The sequence below is a fragment of the Shewanella sp. MTB7 genome (assembly GCF_027571385.1).
GTDB lineage: Bacteria > Pseudomonadota > Gammaproteobacteria > Enterobacterales > Shewanellaceae > Shewanella.
In genome coordinates, this window is record NZ_CP085636.1 from 5,275,797 (window position 1) to 5,294,585 (window position 18,789).

Genomic DNA, 18,789 nt, shown 5'->3' on the forward strand with positions numbered 1-18,789 from the left:
TATTACCTTGAACCATCTTGCCAGAAATACCTCTGAAAAAACGCTCTCTTATCCCGATTGGTATTACGACCTCTGTGATCATTGCTGTCAAATAACGTAAAGTTAATTAAATGTTCCATTTTTGTGTTGATAGTTAATTGTATTATTAATAGTATGATTGTAACTATAACTTACAAATAGAGAACTGCCTCACTATCGTTGAAGGACAGATCCTGGAGAGAAGCATGCGTATAGGAGCCATATTGGCATTGTTGTTACTGATGGCAGGTTGCCAGACAACAACTGCAGTCACAGAAAAACAAACAGATAAACGACCCAATATCTTATGGATATATGTCGAAGACATGAATGATTGGATGGGCGCTTTCGGCGATGACACTGTGCCTACGCCTAATATCGACAAGCTGGCGGGTGAAGGAGTGAGGTTTGATCAAGTCATCATGCCTGCACCAGTCTGCTCTGCAGTTCGTTCTGCCATCATCACAGGTGATATGCAAACTACACTAGGCACCCATAATCACCGCAGCTCCCGCTTCGATTATAACCAAATTAAATTGCCTCAAGGCCATAAGACTCTGCCTGAGCTGTTTCAGGAAAGTGGCTATGAAACCTTCAATATTGGTAAGGATGACTACAACTTTTCCTACGATCGTAAGCAGCTTTACTCCTTACATCCTGGGCCAAAAGTGGGGCATCAGGGAACCCAAGATGGCCCTGATTTTGATTGGGGAAAATCTCTGGCAACGTCCGGCAAACCTTTTTTTGGTCAAATACAGCTCCGTGGTGGCAAATACAAGGTGAAGAACCCTCCAGTAAAGGTTGACCGCGCTTCGGTAACATTGCCGCCCTACTACAATGACCAACCTTTGACTCGTGATGCTTGGGCTCGACACTACGAAAATATCCATTTAACAGATCTGGATGTTGGCAAGATTATGGCCGAGTTGAAAAACAATGGCCTGCTAGAAAACACTGTAGTGTTTTTCTTCACTGATCACGGTATGGGACTACTGCGTCATAAGCAGTTTTTATATGACGGTGGCTTGCAAGTACCCTTAGTTGTTAGCTGGCAGGGAGGCAATGACAAATTACGGGCTCTGGGAGCTGAGCGTAAAGAGCAAATTCGTGGTTTGGATATTGGTGGCAGCAGCTTAGGGCTTGCAGGGATCGACATTCCGTCATACATGACCACTGAGAACTTTTTTGCCACCGATTACCAACCTAAACCATGGATTGTTTCTGCTCGTGACCGTTGTGACTATACCTTTGATAAAATCCGCTCAGTACGTACAGAAGAGTTTAAATATATCCGCAATTATTATCCCGAACGTCCCTATATGCAGCCTCAGTATCGGGATAAGTGGCCATTGGTTAAAGAGTATAAAAAAGCCTATGCCAGCGGTCAATTTAATGCCGTTGAATCTCAGCTTATGGCAGATTCCAAACCAGCTGAAGAGCTCTATGATCTGAAAAATGATCCCCATGAGATCCACAATCTAGCGACTGTGCCTGCCTACGAAAATCAGTTAGTTAGCATGCGCGGTATACTCAATAACTGGGTTACAGATACTGATGATAAAGCACTATACCCAGAGAGTGATGCGGGCATTCGTGAAGTGCTGGAATTTTATAAAGACAAATGTCAAAGCCCCGAATGTCGAGGCTATCGTGCCCGTCATCCACTTACTAGCAGTAAGCACTAGAGGAGACTGACGATGGAAAGACGGACTTTTATTAAATCAATGTCAGGCATGCTCGCAGTGTCAACGACTGTGGGCTCTGTTTCGGCCTCGCTTGCAGAGGAAAATCAAATTTCTGTGGCTGAGTTTGGTCTACAACCTAACTCCCGAAATGACGCTATCCCAGCACTGCGCAAAGCACTGGCTTATTGTAAGCAAAACCCAGGCACGCGGCTGATATTTCCTCGTGGCCGTTATGATTTTTGGTACACCCTAGCCGATCAAGACTTTTACTACCTATCCAATAATGATGATGGCATTAAGCCCGTTGCTTTTCCGTTGACAGGTTTTAAAAATGTCACCGTTGATGGACAGGGTTCCCGTTTTGTTTTTCATGGCGGCATAGTGCCAGCAATCGTGCGTGGTTCCAAAGGCATCACATTAAAAAACTTCTCTATTGATTGGGACGTGCCTTTCAACTGTGAAGGCATTATCGAAGCCGTAAATGAAGAGCAAAGCTATGTGGATATCCGCATTAAAAAGGGCTATCGCTACAAGATTGAGAACAATCGATTTATATTTGTTGGCGAAGGATTTGAAAATCCTGTCATCAAAAACCTATTAGAATTTGATACTAAGAAAGAGGAGCAGGCGTTCATGGCCCGTGACAATTTCCAACGTGAAATTCAGCCTGTCACCTCAGAAATCAGACCCGGCGTACTGCGCATGAAAACCAAGTTCCGCACTTGGCCCTCAGTCGGCAACACCTTGCTCATTATGCAGGAAAAACGTGAATGGCCAGCGTTTGCAATTCAAGACACCGAAAATACCTGGCTAGAGAACGTTACTATTCATCACTCCGGCGCTATGGGCATTATCGCTCAGCGTGCTAACGGCGTTAAGTTAGAGAGATTACAGGTCCGTCCACGAGAAAATAGTGGCCGAATCGTATCCACCACAGTGGACGCCACTCACTTCGTGAACTGTCGTGGCCATATTATCCTTAAAGATTGCCTGTTTCAGGGGCAAATTGATGACGGTACCAATATCCACGGTATGTATGGGCGTGTTGCAAAGATCCATGACCGCTACACAGCAACCTTTGAATTGGTGCATTACCAACAATTAGGAATTGATATTTTTGAAGCTGATAGCAAGGTGAACTTCAGTGATGAGGCGTTAAAAGTGTTTCATGATAATGAGATTGCTTCTACCGTTCGCAAAGATGCCAAATACTGGACGGTGACCTTCAAGCAGCCACTAGATAAAGCACTGAAAGTTGATGATGTGTTGGACAATCTAACTTGGCAGCCAGATTATGTGATGATCTCCGGCAGTCGATTTATGCGTAACCGCGCCCGTGGCGCCTTGGTGTCAGTGCCCAGTAAAGTGATCATTGAAGGTAACTATTTCCACACTCCAGGTATGGGGATCAAGATAGGGTCAGGTGGCCTTAAGTGGTACGAATCCGGTCCGGTGACCTCAGTTGAGATCCGCAACAATGTATTCGATAACTGCAACTACGCCAAAGACGCAGCTACTATTGATATCGTGCCAGGTCGCAGTAAAACTGAAACAACACCATTCCACCAAAACATTAATATTCATCAGAATAAATTCCGAGTATTTAACGGACGGGTATTGACCGCAAGCCGTACCCATGGAGTTAACTTCGTCAACAATACCATTATCAAGTCTAATGCGTACCCAGCGAAAGAGAGCCGATTTGCTCCACTACAAATAGACAGATCAACCCAATTTGTCCACACAGGCAACGATTTCATTGGCTTCCCTAAAAACAGAAAGCGGGTGTCTATCAATGACATTAAAATTCAGCGTAAAACTGACAAAAACGGTGTTGAGGTAGAAATCTCATGAGACATTTACTCATAACATCTATCTTCGCTTGTCTATTGCCTTTAGGCGATTTGCAGGCGGCAGACACTGAAATCCGTGACAACCTTCTGTTTATCATGACTGACGAAATGAAGTGGGATGTGATGGGTGTTGCCGGTCACCCTATGGTGAAAACCCCCAATCTGGATAAGTTAGCTGCCCAAGGCACCTACTACAAAACAGCTTACACCGTCGCGCCAATTTGCTCTCCCTCTAGGCGTTCATTTTTTACCTCTCGCTATCCCCATGTTCACGGGGTAATCGATAACAGTAAGCAAGCGTTAGCCAATGATGGGGAAGTGGATCTGCAGACCATACTCAAGCATGAAGGCTACAATACGGCCTTATCTGGCAAACTGCATTTCTATCCTGAGTGGCATGATTGGAACTTTGATCATTTTTGGGCTCGCAGTAGCGAAGGTCCGAATCACGAAGAGACCTATAACCAATACATGATTGCTAAGCATGGTAATGATGCATTTAAGCCAGTGAAAGGCAGTGTGCTCTATCCTCAAGATCCATTGGGACACGATTTAGGCAAGTACCAGTTCGCGAAAGAGGATTTCGAAACTTACTGGCTAACAGATAAAGCACTTACATATCTAACCCAGCAGCAAAAAAAGAAAGCCGCAAAGCCATTCTTCTTGTTCCTCAGTTACAACGAGCCCCATAGTCCATATCGTGCTACAGAGCCTTATGCATCAATGTACGACCCAAAGGCGGTGTCTGTTCCTGTTATTCCAGAACATGCCAAAGCAGAACGTAAGCAGGCATTGGTAGACAACATTAAGGGGAAATCTCGACATCTTATTGATGATGAGCAGATGATGCGGGACTTAACAGCCCAGTATCTAGGCCATATTACCAATGTCGATGACAACGTTGGCCGCATACTCGACTATTTAGACCATTCTGGATTGGCAGATAACACCATCGTCGTGTTCAGTGCAGATCATGGCAACATGCTTGGCGAACACGGAAAATGGTTCAAGGGCGTGATGCACGAAGGTTCAAGCCGTATTCCTCTCATTATCCGAGCGGGTAAAAACACCCAATACGCCAAGGTTATGAATCGTGGCAAGGTGGTTGAACAAATCGTTGAAAGCATCGATGTGATGCCGACATTACTCGAGATGCTCAACATCAATAGACCTGCCGGTATGCAGGGACAATCTTTATTGCCGCTAACAGCGGGTAAAGCTGTTAATTGGAAAAATAGTGCATTTTCCCAGCGTTCCGATCACATGTTGAGGCAGGATAATTTCAAGTTGATTATGCCCGTTAAAAGTGGCAAGCGTGGTCAGTTGGAATTATATGATCTCGCCAATGATCCACTCGAGTATAACAACCTTGCGACAGAGCCGGCTCATCAGCAACGAATCGAACAGATGAAAAATGCAATCAGTGACTGGCAAGCAGATAAGCCAGCACCAATTTCTGTCGATGGGTTAACGCCACCTGCACACCTATTTAATTCTGCCGAGTTACGTCGTGACCATAAAAAGTCCACTAAGGCGATGCTGACCCACCATTCCAAAAAATTTCAGATTGTAAATATTGATCCTCAATCAAAATCAGGAAACAAAAATGACAATTAAAACCTGTAAATTCCAACCCTATGTACCAGGTCTATTGGCACTGTCTATGATCGTTTCAGGACTGACCGCTTGTACTCCCGCAGCGGAAGCTCAGAGCTCTAAGGCTGAGGATAAAAGCATTGAGACTAAGGAAATAGCCAAAGCTGATATGAGTCAACCCAATATTCTGATGTTGTTTGCCGATGATCTCGGCTGGACAGATCTTGGTTACCGCACGGGTCGCTGGGATACGCCGAATATCGATAGCTTAAAGTTGCAAAGTCTAGAATTCACTAGGGCCTATGCTGCATCACCTACTTGTAGTCCCAGTCGAGCTTCAGTGATCACAGGTCAACACCCAGCGAGGCTGAAAATGCCCCGCCATATTCCTGATGGGAAAAAAGATCTAGGATTTGATGAGTTCCACCGACCTACGCAAGAGTTTCATCTTTTGCCAACCGACCCAGCTCAGGAACCGTCACGAAACTATTTACCCTTGGAGGTCACCTCAATAGCCGAGGCGATTAAGCCTCTGGGATATTACACAGCATTTTCTGGAAAGTGGCATTTAGGCTCAGAAGATTATTATCCAATAAAGCAGGGCTTTGATGAGCAGTTTGGTGTTTCCACTGCCGGTCATCCTAAGAGTTACCGTGCGCCGTTTTGGGAGGAGTACCGCAACCCATATCCCGATGCTCCCAAGGGAAAATATCTTACCGAACGTTTGACTGACGACGTGGTGAGCTTTATCAAAGATTATGATAAAGAGAAGCCGTTTATGCTGACCAATTTTTATTACACGGTTCATACACCACATCAGGGACCTAAGGCGGCAACCCAAAAATACCTAGATAGAGGACTAGATAAGAAATACGCCAATTTTGGTGCAATGATTGAAGCATTAGACACCTCAGTCGGACGCATCTTACAAGCTTTAGATGAGTCTGGAATGGCAGACAATACCGTGGTGATATTCTATTCAGATCAGGGCGGTTATTTCACGAATGAGCCATTAAGAGGCGGTAAAATGGCGGGTAAAGCCCTCTATGAAGGGGGAGCTAGAGTGCCTTTGTTGGTGCGGTGGCCAGGGGTAACACCTAAGGCACAAAGCTCAGAACAGCTGGTGATGTCGACTGATATTCTACCGACTTTTGTAGATATTGCCGGTGGCGATCCAACTAAACTAAAGGATCTCGATGGGCAAAGCATAGTGCCGATGCTCAAAGGGGAGTTGTCTGAGCGGGAACATGTGATCCTTTATCGTAACTATGAAGACGCCTATGCCGCTGTTATTGGTCAACGTTGGAAACTGGTGGCCTTTATTTCGGGTAAGACAGAACTCTATGATCTGTTAGTCGATCCGAGTGAATCGACAGATCTATCTGAACAGCTACCTCAAAAAGTGGCTCAACTGAAGAAAACGTTACTGGAATGGCAATTGACAGTAGGTGTTAATCCCACACTGAAACGCCCAGATCTACTTTAGTCTTTAGTACTGCTGCAATGCTTATCTAACGCTCACTACACATGTTTAAGGTCTGAGGTCTTCCTTGTCGAAGTCACATTGTTTTTTTGTGACTTCGCTCTTTTTCTATTGTTAACCTCCATAGCTCCATCTCTTGAACTTCCTTTCTCCCTCTAACCCCACCTCATTAAAGATATGATCAATCCCCCTTATTTAGGGGAAGCTCTGCTTATATAGATGGTTAACGGTATTGCTGTAATTGGTTCAACATCTTGATATTACCTGTTTTGCGGGCTAAACCAATCCCAATCTCCACTAGTTGTGGAGATGCAGGGTAGATAGTCAGGTACTGCTTAAGATAGTTGAGTGCATCCGTGGTTCTGCCGTTATGATCAAGCGCCACCAAATAAACGTATTGGTACTGCACATTAGGCGGTGCCAGCTCCGCTGCCTGAGCAAGATATCGCTCTGCGGCAAGATAATCTTTGCTACGGATCAGCTGTAGCCCAAAACCATAGTTAAGATCCGCTGATTGTGGGTTATGTTCCAGCCCGTTTTCAAATACCGCTTTCGCCTTCACTGCTTGCCCTGTTGCCCGATAGATATCGGCTAGATTCACATAGCTGGGTTCAAAATAAGGATCGGTAATAATGCTGGCACTAAGATGCTTTTCTGCTTCTTGCCAACGCCCGGTGGCCAATAGTTGTAACCCCAAATTTAACCGCCCTTCCCCCCGCCAGGCACTGACCTCGTTGGCACGTGTCAACTCTTGGTTGGCTTTTGCCTTCGAATCAGTTCTTAAAGTTCTCGCGGCTGCAACACGCACTGCTCGTAGAGGGTCATTTAGCAAGGGAGTTAATTCTCTCACTCGATCGTCTTGAGGCAATAAATATCCCAGCTCTGCTGCTGCCAAACGGATCAATGGCTCAGGTGATCCAGCGAGGCTGCTGAACCAATCTGGGCTGACTTGCGTATGGGTGATAGGTAAGAGTTGCAGTGCACTGGCACGGCTAATAGCTTCAATAGTGGCGTCATCAATGATATTTTTGTGTTGTACTGCAGTGACAGGCTTTCCAGCTCTTAGGTTCATCAAGGATTTTCGGTTCGGCTCAAGCTGCATATCTCCCCCAAACCATTGTTTAACCTTGCCACTGGCCCAACTGGCTGTTTCATCCTGGTGGCAGCGGTTACAAGCATTAGGAGTCCCTAAGCTTTGACTGAGTGCAGGTCGAGGGATACTAAAGCTATGATCTCTGCGATCATCGACCCCCATATAGCGGGTTTGCGGCATGTGACAGTCAACACAATTGCTGCCTAGTGTCCCTGCTTGATGATTCAAATGATTAGACGTATTGAAGTGCTCGGGACTGTGGCATTGCAAACACAAACCATTGCCTTGGGCTTTGAGTTTCATAGTGTGACTGTCATGGCAATCCAGACAGTTAACACCTGCACTGTACATCTTGCTCTGCATAAAGGAGCCGTAAACATACACCTCCTCCTTGATCTGGCCATCCACATGATAGACAGGAGCATTGATCAACTGCGGGGAAAATTGGTCCAAAAATTTGTCGCTGGGGCTGATTCCGTCGGTTAATGGGGAACGAAGTGAGTGGCAGGCATAGCAGGTTTCCATAAATTGATTGTCTCTGGGCTCCCCCTGCCAGGAGGCCATTTTTGCGCCAGGTAATCGTTGCCACATCCCTTTATCCTTGCGGATCATTGGGTTGTCAGTAAGCTCTTGTTTACCTGTTGTTGCAGATACTTTCTTGTTTGATGCGTATGTACTGGCATGGTCAGACATATCACCATGACAGGAGAGACAACCGACATTGATATTATCCCATTGAGTGTTGAAGCTTTGCTTGCTGAGAGAGTAGTTACGCTCAAGTCCATCAGAGTGGCAGTCGGCACACATGCCGTTCCAATTTTGTAAAGGTTGGCGCCAATGCAACCTGTCATTAGGGGGGATCTCTTCATTTTGGTAATTGTGATACCAACGCTGCCCTCCCTCACTGTTGGGACGACTATCCCAAGCGAAGGGAAGCACATGTAGTTTCCCTTTGCCGGTATCCACCAAATATTGCTGCAATGGGTAGTGTCCAAAGCTGTATTTCACCTCGAAGGTTTGAATACTTTTTCCCGGATGTTTATCGCTTTTATCATAACTGACGTCGGCGAAAAACTGCTTGCCTTTACGGTAAAAGCGAACTTTTTGGCCATGATGTCTGGCATGGGTATCTGAAAAATCCCCGAGTACAGCCTCCGATGTCGCCACAGCCATCGCCTTAGCATGATCTGATGTTTGCCAGTGTTTTGCCTGTTGTTGGTGACAGGCAATACAGCTCCCATTACTTTTCGACTCAACTTTTCCCATCGCCAATAGCACAGGTGAGAACCCAAAGAACATCAAAATACACAGACGCAGCACTGTCACTCCAAATCTTCGACGAGCCTTGCCGTGACGGACAAATGCTGTGAAGATGTTATTATTTGTTAATTATCATACATGATTTAACGCTTGGGGCGCTATTACGCAAGTGATGAGTGAAGGAGAATAAACCGAGTAGTGTCAGTAACACTTGTACCAATTTTGCAGTTAAAGTACTAAATACTCTATTATGGATTTAATAATTTTTATAAATTACAATATGATAAGAGACAATTAAATATTTTCTCAATACTAGAACAGTGCAACTATTTAAGTTTGAAATAACATTTAGTTAACCTGTAAAAAAAGGTAAATCCATCATATTAGAAATATTATTTATAACATTAGAAATATTTGAGCTTCGCACAAATAAAATCGTCATTAAAAAAGGGCAAACTAATCACCCTTTGTAATCTCTTTTATCATAACAATTAGTTATTAGTCTGTAGGTTTAATCTAGCATCCTGCATACTGTTGCTTTGCAAATAAGTTGGACTAACCTTGTTCATCGCCTTTAATTTTGGCAATTCAGCCATTGCGCCATGTAAACGATCTGCACCGTGATTAATAGCTCGATGAATATTGGTAGCAACTGTCTCAGTTTGAATATAGATAGGGTTACCCGCATTACCTTTACGTCTCAGGTGATAGGTAACATCATTGCGATCATTTTCATCACCAATATCCGTTAGACCCAGTGAGTTATTACCTAAAATACAACGCCCAGGTGCCTGCTGCAGGCAATAGTCCATCAGAGAGTTTACAAAAGCAGGCTTCTTCGCGTTACCATTTTCATAATCCTGCCACATGTTGTAAGCCATGCCTATGTGGGTTTTAGGCCATTTTTGGGCCGCGACACGTATCTGCCATTTTAAACAATTTTCATCTTTACGTAGAGTCAGACCATTATTACGCATAATCTGAATATTAGTTTTGCCATCTGGACGGTTGTTATCCCTTGGGTTACGCCACATGGTCTCGGCATTGTGAGTCATACAGCCGGAAACGGCGACCTCTCTGAGTAAAGGATGGTTGTCATATTTTGCACCTAGCTTGGTCTGAAAGTTACTCCATAATGGTCTGAATTTTCTGGCTTTCCAAAAAAAGGGCATGTTACCTTGCTTGCCGTTTTTATACTGGGCGAAAAATTGCCCGGTTTCCTGCCCAACCCAAGCAGGTGAATAAATTCCTGCGAAGACCCTTAACTTGATCCCTAATTTATTTGCGGGGTGAGCGTTGTTCCATGTTGTGACAGCTGCAATGGCATCATCAAGCACATTGCTTGAGCGAATAGCACCATTTTTAGTGGGTTGCAGATGTGCCCACTCTGCCTGTACCACAATACCATCGACATGATTAGCCCAAGAGGAGCCATTCGGATTATCGAAGTGATTACGTAGGCCAACAGTACCATTGTGATCACCACGTAGTACAAAACCTTCTAGTCTGTCTTTTGCATCAACCAGTGCACTGCTCGCTGTTAGGCAAACTAACAGAGTTGCAAGTAAACGTTTCATAATATTACCTTTTATAATAATACTCACTTAACTGCCAGTGATATTTTAAGCTGCACTGGCAATGACAGGTTTCAATGACCGCTGACTATCGAAACGTAACGAGTCTGTTTCAGTTGTGCATTTTTTGCACAACTGAAACAGACACGTATATGTAACACATGTATTATTATATGACAATAACGGTATTTACATTTGATTCAACTGATGGCTTGCTATTTGGCACTCTTGTGGGCGTTAACCCACGAGCTAGCATGGAAAAATAGGACAAGAAATTAAGGCCATAGGGAAAAGTACCGCGCACTTATTTAATAATTAATCACAACACGCTGAAATATATCTTTACTCACATAGGTCTTCTGATTGTCATTATTAAGACAGTACTTCATTCATCCTTTGGTGAAATATCGCTTAATAGACCTAACTGAACAACGACTTCGTTCGAATACCCAAATATGTATGACTCAGGAACTCGCTCATGAAATATCAATCAAGCACAGTTAAGAAACTTACTGCTATAGGCCAAAAAATTGAGAAAGCAGGTTTACCTTTACTCTACCTCTCCTTAGGCGTTATCTATATTTGGTTTGGTGGGATCAAATTCTCAGCCGGACAAGCTGAAGGTATGTTCGGCATGATTAATAACAATCCATTAGTGTCATGGCTCTATGTATTCTTATCTAAAGAAGGATTAGTGACTTTTCTTGGCAGCGTAGAGATCATGATTGGGTTACTGATTTTAGGCCGCTTTATAAACCCTATTTTATCGGCTATTGGTGGTTTACTTTCAATCACACTATTTACTGTCACTCTGAGCATGATGATATTTTTACCGGGTATTACAACAGAGGCAGGCTTTCCAACTCTGAGTTTTGTTGGTGAGTTTTTACTAAAAGATATCGGCTTATTTGCCGCATCTGTGTTCATTGCTGGCAATAGCTTAACAGTGTTAACTTGCAATCATCCTGATAGCAAATAACCCGTTCTGCGTGAGCTTAGGGCTCGTTAGCCCTAAGCTCACTAAACACGACGAAATAGATGTCATCTTAGTATTGATAAATTGTGACCATTTTACCTGTAATCGATATAGGGTTTAAAAGCCGTAATCGAAGTCATAACGCATGCCAACCATTAGCTGGTCATTATCTTCACGGTAATCAAATGCTGTCTTCTGATATTCAACAAATAGACGAAAATCTGCTGTTCCCTGCCACTCTAACGTCGTGTTATAGGCAGTGTAATTACCTGAAACAAGATCCCCAAAACCATCATCAAAGGCCGAAACCCCGACTTTTAGCTTATAGATCTCGGTGATAGCATAAGCTGCAACAACATCCAATGTTGAACCACTAGTATTATTCACCTCAACATCTTGATACGCAGCAGCAAAATATAGAGGGCCGAAGTTTTTGGACAATGATACACCATAGGTTTTCTCATCATTACCGTCATTAAGCTTCTTACTGTAATAAGCAAAAGCCGCACGAATAAAGTCGGTAGTGTACTCAAGACCAGTGTTAAAGAAGTCACTCGTATTATCAGGTCTGCTGCCATCAAATTGTGAATCTACAGAGAAACTTAGATCGCCAAAGCTTTTACGGTAAGTAACTAAGTTATTGATACGAAATGGGCTGGCACTGTCATAGGCCAATGGCGTCGCAGCGCGGTTAAAGATATCAACCGGATCAGCAATGATACGGTATTGAGTCGATGATTGCTTACCGATAGCCACACGTCCAAAGTCTCCTTTAATACCAACATAGGCCTTTCGCGCTTCACCAAAATCGCCATTGGCCTGAATGTTTACTTTGAACTCTCCACGGGCAAACGCGACCAATGAATCATTCACTTTATGCTCTGTGTAAATCCCCAGACGAGACAAAGCATCACCCACGTCCCAAACATCATCAGAATCAGTGTGAGTTACACCAAATGTTGGGCGCAATGAACCATAAAAGTTAATACTGGTATTTGATGCTGCACTACTTGTCTCTCCATCAACCTCTAGCGCAGCCAATCTTTGCTGAATGGCATTCAGCTCTTTTTGTAATGCCTCTTTACTCACGCCAGCATCATTAGCTTGAACCACAGACATTGGGATTGTTAAAGCCAAAGTAAGCAGGGATAGTTTTACTGTTTTATTTTGCATTTTTACATCCTTTAACATTATAAAACAATGACATACAACAATAACTGACATTGCAATGGGTAAATCTTCCCTAAGAGCTGCGCAAGCACAGTCCGTAAAAGGAACAAACACGTAAAATTGGGGTTAGTGATTAATCGCGGTAGCTATCGATATCAGGGCAACTGCAGATAAGGTTTCTGTCACCATACACATTGTCGATACGATTGGTGCTAGGCCAAAATTTGGCCTGAGTTTGGTTAAGCCCAGGGAAACAAGCGACTTTGCGTGAGTAAGGATGATCCCACAGCGTTTGGCTCAGATCATTCATCGTATGGGGTGCATTCACCAAGGGGTTATCTGTTAGCGTCCACTCTCCACTTTCCACTTTGGCGATTTCAGCACGTATCGTAACCATGGCATGTATAAATTTATCCAATTCAACCAATGACTCGCTCTCAGTTGGCTCTATCATCAAGGTCCCAGCAACAGGAAATGACATGGTCGGTGCATGGAAACCAAAATCCATTAAGCGCTTAGCCACATCCTCTTCACTGATCCCCGAGCTCTCTTTAAGGGGGCGCAGATCGATGATGCACTCATGGGCAACACGGCCTTCTTCACCAAGATAAAGCACGGGATAATGAGGACGTAGTTTTTCCATCAGATAGTTAGCATTCAGTATGGCAAGCTCTGTCGCCTGAGTTAGACCATCGGATCCCATCAGAGCGATATAAGCCCAAGAGATAGGCAGTATGGAAGCACTGCCTAACGCCGTAGCAGCAATGGCTCCAGAGGTCTGATGAATACTGTGTCCCGGTAGAAATGGGGCAAGATGAGATTTCACACCGATAGGGCCCATTCCCGGGCCGCCACCACCGTGTGGAATACAGAAGGTTTTGTGTAAATTAAGATGAGAAACATCAGAACCGATAAAGCCCGGTGACGTTAATCCCACTTGAGCATTCATATTGGCACCATCGAGGTAAACTTGACCTCCGGCGGTATGTACCCGCTCACAAATTTCACGAATGCCACCTTCATAAACACCGTGTGTCGATGGATAAGTGATCATGATGCAAGACAGACGATCTGCATGTTCCTCAATCTTGGCAGCCAAGTCATCGATATCCACATTTCCTTTGGCATCACAACCAACAATCACCACCCGCATCGACACCATAGCAGCACTGGCAGGATTGGTGCCGTGGGCAGAACTTGGGATCAAGCAAACGTTACGGTGCAGGTCACCACGGCTAGCATGGTATTTCTGAATCGCGATTAAACCAGCGTATTCCCCCTGTGCACCTGAGTTAGGTTGCAAGGAGAATGCATCGTAGCCGGTAATACATTTGAGCATCTCACTCAACGAATCACTGATCTCTTGATATCCCACGCTCTGCTGCGCTGGCACAAACGGATGTAACTGGTTCAACTCAGGCCAGGTCACGGGGATCATCTGCGCCGTTGCATTTAACTTCATGGTGCAAGAGCCAAGTGGGATCATCCCATGCGTGAGTGAAAAATCTTTATTTTCCAATGACTTCAAATAACGCAGCATTAACGTTTCGCTATGATATTGATTAAATACCTTATGAGTTAGATAGCGTGACTCGCGGCGACAATCCGCCGGAATAGCCGCAAACTCATCGCTTGATGCCTGAACCTCAAAGTCGCTAACCCGCAAGGCTTGCCCCGTGATCGCCAACCAAAGCGCTTCGATATCGTCAGCGCTGGTGGTTTCATCAATACTGATCCCTAAGCGGCTTGGCAGAAGACGTAGGTTAAGCCCTACATCCAAAGCACGCTGGTAGATTGCTTGAGTCTGTTCATTAGTTGTTATGGTTAAGGTGTCAAAAAAAGCCTCATGGGCCAGCTTGAAACCCGCCTCTTTCAAGCCTAAAGCCAAGATCGCTGTTAGATGATGTACTCGTCGACCAATTTTCCTCAATCCTTGCGGTCCATGATAGACTGCATAGAAAGCCGCCATATTGGCCAACAGAGCCTGAGCGGTACAGATGTTTGAGGTCGCTTTTTCACGGCGAATATGTTGTTCACGAGTCTGCATTGCCATACGCAAAGCTTGCTTACCTTTAGTATCGATTGATACACCTATCACCCGACCAGGGATCGTGCGTTTGTATTTTTCTCGCGTGGACATGAATGCCGCGTGAGGACCGCCGAATCCCATGGGAACACCGAAACGTTGTGAGCTACCAATAACGACGTCCGCGCCCATCTCGCCCGGCGCCTTGAGTAAGGTGAGCGCAAGTAGATCTGTCGCCACGACCACTAATGCTCTCTTTTCTTGAGCCTGTTTAATCAGCAGTTCAAGGTTTTGCACTTGCCCTGTAGTGCCAGGGTATTGCAGTAAGGCACCAAATACATCCATCTTAGGCAGCTCGCTGGCAGGCGCAACCAGGATATCAAAACCAAAACAGTGGGCTCGGGTTTTGATCACATCTAAGGTTTGAGGGTGAACATCACTGGCAACAAAAAACAGGTTACTCTTGCTCTTTCCAGCTCGTTTACACAGGGCCATCGCCTCGGCAGCCGCTGTAGCTTCATCCAACATGGAGGCATTTGCTAGCTCCATGCCGGTCAGATCAATGATCATCTGCTGATAATTGAGTAACGCTTCGAGTCGACCTTGAGCTATCTCAGGTTGGTAAGGCGTATAGGTCGTGTACCAACCTGGATTTTCCATCACGTTGCGTAAAATTACGTTAGGGACATGCGTATCGTAATAGCCTTGACCAATGTAACTTTTATTGATCATATTCTTAGCAGCGATGGCCTTAAGAGTCGCCAACATCCCCGCTTCGCTCTGGGCAGATTCGAGCTCTAGGCCTTGATCCAACCGGATATTACTCGGTACGGTTTGAGCGATAAGCACCGCAATAGAGTCACAGCCTATCGCTGCTAACATCAGCTGCTTTTCCGCTTCATCGGGCCCGTTATGACGTGCGATAAACGCGTTATCAGTGCCCAGTTGGGCTAATAAATTACTATTACTCATCTCATCCCCAAGAATATTGCTGGCCATCAAAATCAACTCGCCCAGCGGTTTAATCTAGTTATTTAACCCAGTTGCTCTACTTAGCTATCTAAGCTCGCGACATAGGAGTCAAAGTTCATCAGCGTCTCAAGTTCTTGCGGCTTATCGAGTTTAATCTTGGCTATCCAACCCACTTCAAACGGTGAATCATTCACGATCTCAGGGCTATCATCCAGCGCTTCATTAACCGCAATAATGATGCCCGATACTGGTGCATAGACATCCGATGCTGCTTTAACTGACTCCACCAGTGAGAAGTTTTCCGTGGCGACGGTCACGTCACCCTCTTCTGGCAACTCAACAAACACCACGTCCCCAAGTAATCCTTGGGCATGTTCGGAGATCCCAACTGTCACGGTGCCATCACCATTGTCCTTGACCCATTCGTGAGTAGCGGCAAACTTATAATTAGACTCAACTGAGCTCATTGGTTAATTCCTATTTTTATTGTTTAATTGATGCTTAGCGATACAGAGGAAATCTTGCACACAATGCGTGTACTTGCTTAAGCACAGTCGACTCAACTTGACTGTTGTCATCGGGATTTACAGCCAACCCATCGAGCACATTGCCAATCCAGTGACCAATTTGAATAAACTCATTCTGCCCGAATCCTCGACTGGTGCCCGCAGGTGTACCTAAACGTATGCCCGAAGTCACCATAGGTTTTTCAGTATCGAAAGGAATGCCATTCTTGTTACAGGTGATCCCAGCACGCTCTAAACTCTCTTCCGCTTTATTGCCCTTTAAGCCTTTAGGCCTAAGGTCTACCAACATCAGATGAGTATCTGTGCCATTGGTTACGATATCGCAGCCGTGCTCTTGCAAGGTCTTAGCAAGTGTCTTGGCATTGTTGATCACTTGCTCGATATACTGGATAAATTCAGGTTCCAACGCTTCGCCTAGCGCTACAGCCTTAGCGGCTATCACATGCATCAGCGGCCCGCCTTGTAGACCGGGGAACACTGCAGAGTTTATTTTCTTGGCAATATCTTCATGATTAGTCAGCACCATCCCGCCACGTGGACCACGCAGAGTTTTGTGCGTCGTCGTCGTGACAACGTGGGCATGAGGAAGTGGGTTTTGATGGTAGTTTGTGGCAACCAGACCAGCAATATGTGCCATGTCGACCATGAGATAAGCACCAACTTCGTCGGCAATGGCTCTGAAACGAGCAAAATCTATCTCACGCGGGATCGCTGAGCCACCAGCAATGATCATCTTAGGTTTATGCTCGCGAGCCAACATCTCTACCTGAGCAAAGTCGATTAAACAGCTATCTTTGAGCACCCCATATTGTATGGCATTAAACCACTTCCCCGATTGAGCTGGACGTGCACCGTGAGTCAAATGACCACCGGCATCCAGTGACATGCCTAGAATAGTATCACCGGGCTGAAGCAGCGCTTGAAAAACTGCACCATTGGCTTGTGCGCCAGAATGCGGCTGCACATTGACAAACTCTGAACCAAACAAAACCTTAGCTCTATCGATTGCTAACTGCTCCACGATATCGACAAATTCACAGCCACCGTAATAACGACGACCGGGATAGCCCTCTGCATACTTGTTGGTTAATGAAGTTCCCTGCGCTTCTATCACCGCCTTCGACACAATGTTTTCAGACGCGATTAGCTCTATCTGTTGCTCTTGTCGTTTGGTTTCAAGATCGATAGCAGCTTGAATTTTATCATCGGTAGCGGCTAATCCTGCGGCAAAAAAATGTTCGAGTTCTTTGGAGCTGTATATGCTTTTCATTATGCTTCCTTAATTGGCAATTGATGGCGTTAAATAACCAAGCCACGTTGCAAAATTTTGTTGTATATCGACATCAGATACCTTATTCAATAAATCATCTGGCATAAGCAATTCGGTAAATTAGGTTACAGTCCACCATAGGGCCCACAGTATGAGATTTCGACGGGTTGATGCCGATATTAACCAAGTCAAAAATACAATGTGCCATTCACATTTCTCCAAGAGCACGACCAGTTCACATCTTATAAACATATCAGGCTTATTTTTCACAAACAACACAAAAGTTTCCAATAGGAAACTTAATTCATTATTTGATATGTAAATAATTGATTTATAAGATTGTTTATTTTGTGTTAAATCTGTTCATCTGCTGAGCCGAATATGCCACAATAGTAAAAATCCCAGCAGAGATAGTCATTAAGCATATGAAAAACAAAAATGAGACTGACTCAGCTCCTTCGATGAACATAGTCAGAAATAAAGGCAATGAGCCCAAAATAAAAACTGTTCATATAGGCCAGCAAGTTAAGGCAATAAGAACCCAAAATAAGTTCACTTTAGAAGAAGCTAGCCGTCGAACCGGTCTGGCTAAATCCACCTTATCAAAAATTGAAAATGAGCAGATATCGCCAACATTTATGGTATTGCAGAAATTAGCAGCTGGGCTCGAAATAGATCTGCCTCAATTATTCTCCCAGCCAAGTAAAGCACAAGCCAGCGGACGCAGAGATATAACCAAAGCCAATACAGGTAAAGCTCACCTGACGCCGACCTATGAGCACGAACTGCTCGCAACAGAACTCAGCAATAAGAAAATGTTGCCCTATAAGACCTGTATTCGTTCGAGAAGCTTCGATGAATACGACGATTGGATCCGTCATGAAGGTGAGGATTTTTTATTTGTATTAGACGGTGATATTCAATTATTCACAGAGTTCTATGAACCCGCATTCTTAAGTAAAGGTGATAGCGCCTATTACGATGCGACCATGGGTCATGCCGTTATATCTGTCAGTGAACAAGATGCTCATATCCTCTGGGTCACCTCCACATAATGTGTCGTCATCATTTCAGTTAATTCCCTGCAGCAGAATTGATGTTCACAGGCATACTCTTCTGTTGTTTGTCACACCACATTCGATAGCACTCCCATACACTTCCCTCATCTTGCTGAATTAAATAATCAGAAAAACTGTGAAATTATTCATTATTAGATAATTAATCTCTAACTCTAAACTCAATTCAGAACAAATTTAAAATTAAATATCCACCACATTCTACTATTT

Annotated in this window: 13 protein-coding genes; 6 read left to right on the forward strand and 7 right to left on the reverse strand. The window is 44.5% G+C overall.

Annotated features, from left to right (window positions below):
• The first annotated feature begins 224 nt into the window (after positions 1-224).
• The 4 genes from HWQ47_RS22945 to HWQ47_RS22960 are packed head-to-tail and all read left to right on the forward strand — an operon-like array spanning position 225 to position 6,638.
• Entirely contained in the window at positions 225-1,703 is a 1,479-nt protein-coding gene (locus tag HWQ47_RS22945; RefSeq protein WP_269968310.1) for a sulfatase family protein, read from the forward strand.
• A gap of 12 nt (positions 1,704-1,715) precedes the next feature.
• Positions 1,716-3,557 (forward strand): alpha-1,3-galactosidase-related protein, encoded by a 1,842-nt coding sequence (locus tag HWQ47_RS22950; RefSeq protein WP_269968311.1) that lies wholly within the window; start codon positions 1,716-1,718, stop codon positions 3,555-3,557.
• A complete protein-coding gene (locus HWQ47_RS22955; protein WP_269968312.1) occupies positions 3,554-5,173 on the forward strand; it encodes a sulfatase family protein in 1,620 nt (539 codons plus the stop codon). Before HWQ47_RS22950 ends, HWQ47_RS22955 begins: the two co-directional genes overlap by 4 nt.
• Positions 5,163-6,638, forward strand: coding sequence for a sulfatase (locus tag HWQ47_RS22960; RefSeq protein WP_269968313.1), 1,476 nt, complete (start codon positions 5,163-5,165; stop codon positions 6,636-6,638). The genes HWQ47_RS22955 and HWQ47_RS22960 overlap by 11 nt, the downstream gene beginning before the upstream one ends.
• Positions 6,639-6,858: 220 nt before the next feature.
• Here the strand turns inward: HWQ47_RS22960 and HWQ47_RS22965 are convergent, their stop codons facing one another.
• Positions 6,859-9,048 carry a tetratricopeptide repeat protein gene (locus tag HWQ47_RS22965; RefSeq protein ID WP_269968314.1) on the reverse strand — a complete coding sequence of 730 codons (2,190 nt, stop codon included), beginning with the start codon at positions 9,046-9,048 and terminating at the stop codon, positions 6,859-6,861.
• 431 nt (positions 9,049-9,479) lie between these two features.
• Positions 9,480-10,565 (reverse strand): hypothetical protein, encoded by a 1,086-nt coding sequence (locus HWQ47_RS22970; RefSeq protein WP_269968315.1) that lies wholly within the window; start codon positions 10,563-10,565, stop codon positions 9,480-9,482.
• A gap of 475 nt (positions 10,566-11,040) precedes the next feature.
• Between HWQ47_RS22970 and HWQ47_RS22975 the strand changes: the two genes are divergently transcribed.
• Complete coding sequence (locus HWQ47_RS22975) at positions 11,041-11,541, forward strand: DUF417 family protein (protein WP_269968316.1); 501 nt, start codon at positions 11,041-11,043, stop codon at positions 11,539-11,541.
• A gap of 114 nt (positions 11,542-11,655) precedes the next feature.
• Here HWQ47_RS22975 and HWQ47_RS22980 read toward each other — a convergent pair whose 3' ends face one another.
• The 5 genes from HWQ47_RS22980 to HWQ47_RS28135 form a co-directional block, all read right to left on the reverse strand.
• Positions 11,656-12,711, reverse strand: coding sequence for a porin (locus HWQ47_RS22980; protein ID WP_269968317.1), 1,056 nt, complete (start codon positions 12,709-12,711; stop codon positions 11,656-11,658).
• Between the two features lie 130 nt (positions 12,712-12,841).
• Positions 12,842-15,706, reverse strand: coding sequence for an aminomethyl-transferring glycine dehydrogenase (gene gcvP / locus HWQ47_RS22985; RefSeq protein WP_269968318.1), 2,865 nt, complete (start codon positions 15,704-15,706; stop codon positions 12,842-12,844).
• A gap of 80 nt (positions 15,707-15,786) precedes the next feature.
• A complete protein-coding gene (gcvH, locus tag HWQ47_RS22990; protein ID WP_269968319.1) occupies positions 15,787-16,173 on the reverse strand; it encodes a glycine cleavage system protein GcvH in 387 nt (128 codons plus the stop codon).
• Between the two features lie 34 nt (positions 16,174-16,207).
• On the reverse strand, positions 16,208-17,503 hold the full coding sequence (gene glyA / locus HWQ47_RS22995; protein ID WP_269968320.1) for a serine hydroxymethyltransferase: 1,296 nt from the start codon (positions 17,501-17,503) through the stop codon (positions 16,208-16,210).
• Positions 17,504-17,597: 94 nt separating this feature from the next.
• On the reverse strand, positions 17,598-17,711 hold the full coding sequence (locus HWQ47_RS28135) for a serine dehydratase beta chain (RefSeq protein WP_442802042.1): 114 nt from the start codon (positions 17,709-17,711) through the stop codon (positions 17,598-17,600).
• A gap of 217 nt (positions 17,712-17,928) precedes the next feature.
• Between HWQ47_RS28135 and HWQ47_RS23000 the strand changes: the two genes are divergently transcribed.
• Entirely contained in the window at positions 17,929-18,558 is a 630-nt protein-coding gene (locus HWQ47_RS23000) for a helix-turn-helix domain-containing protein (RefSeq protein WP_269968321.1), read from the forward strand.
• Positions 18,559-18,789 lie beyond the last annotated feature (231 nt).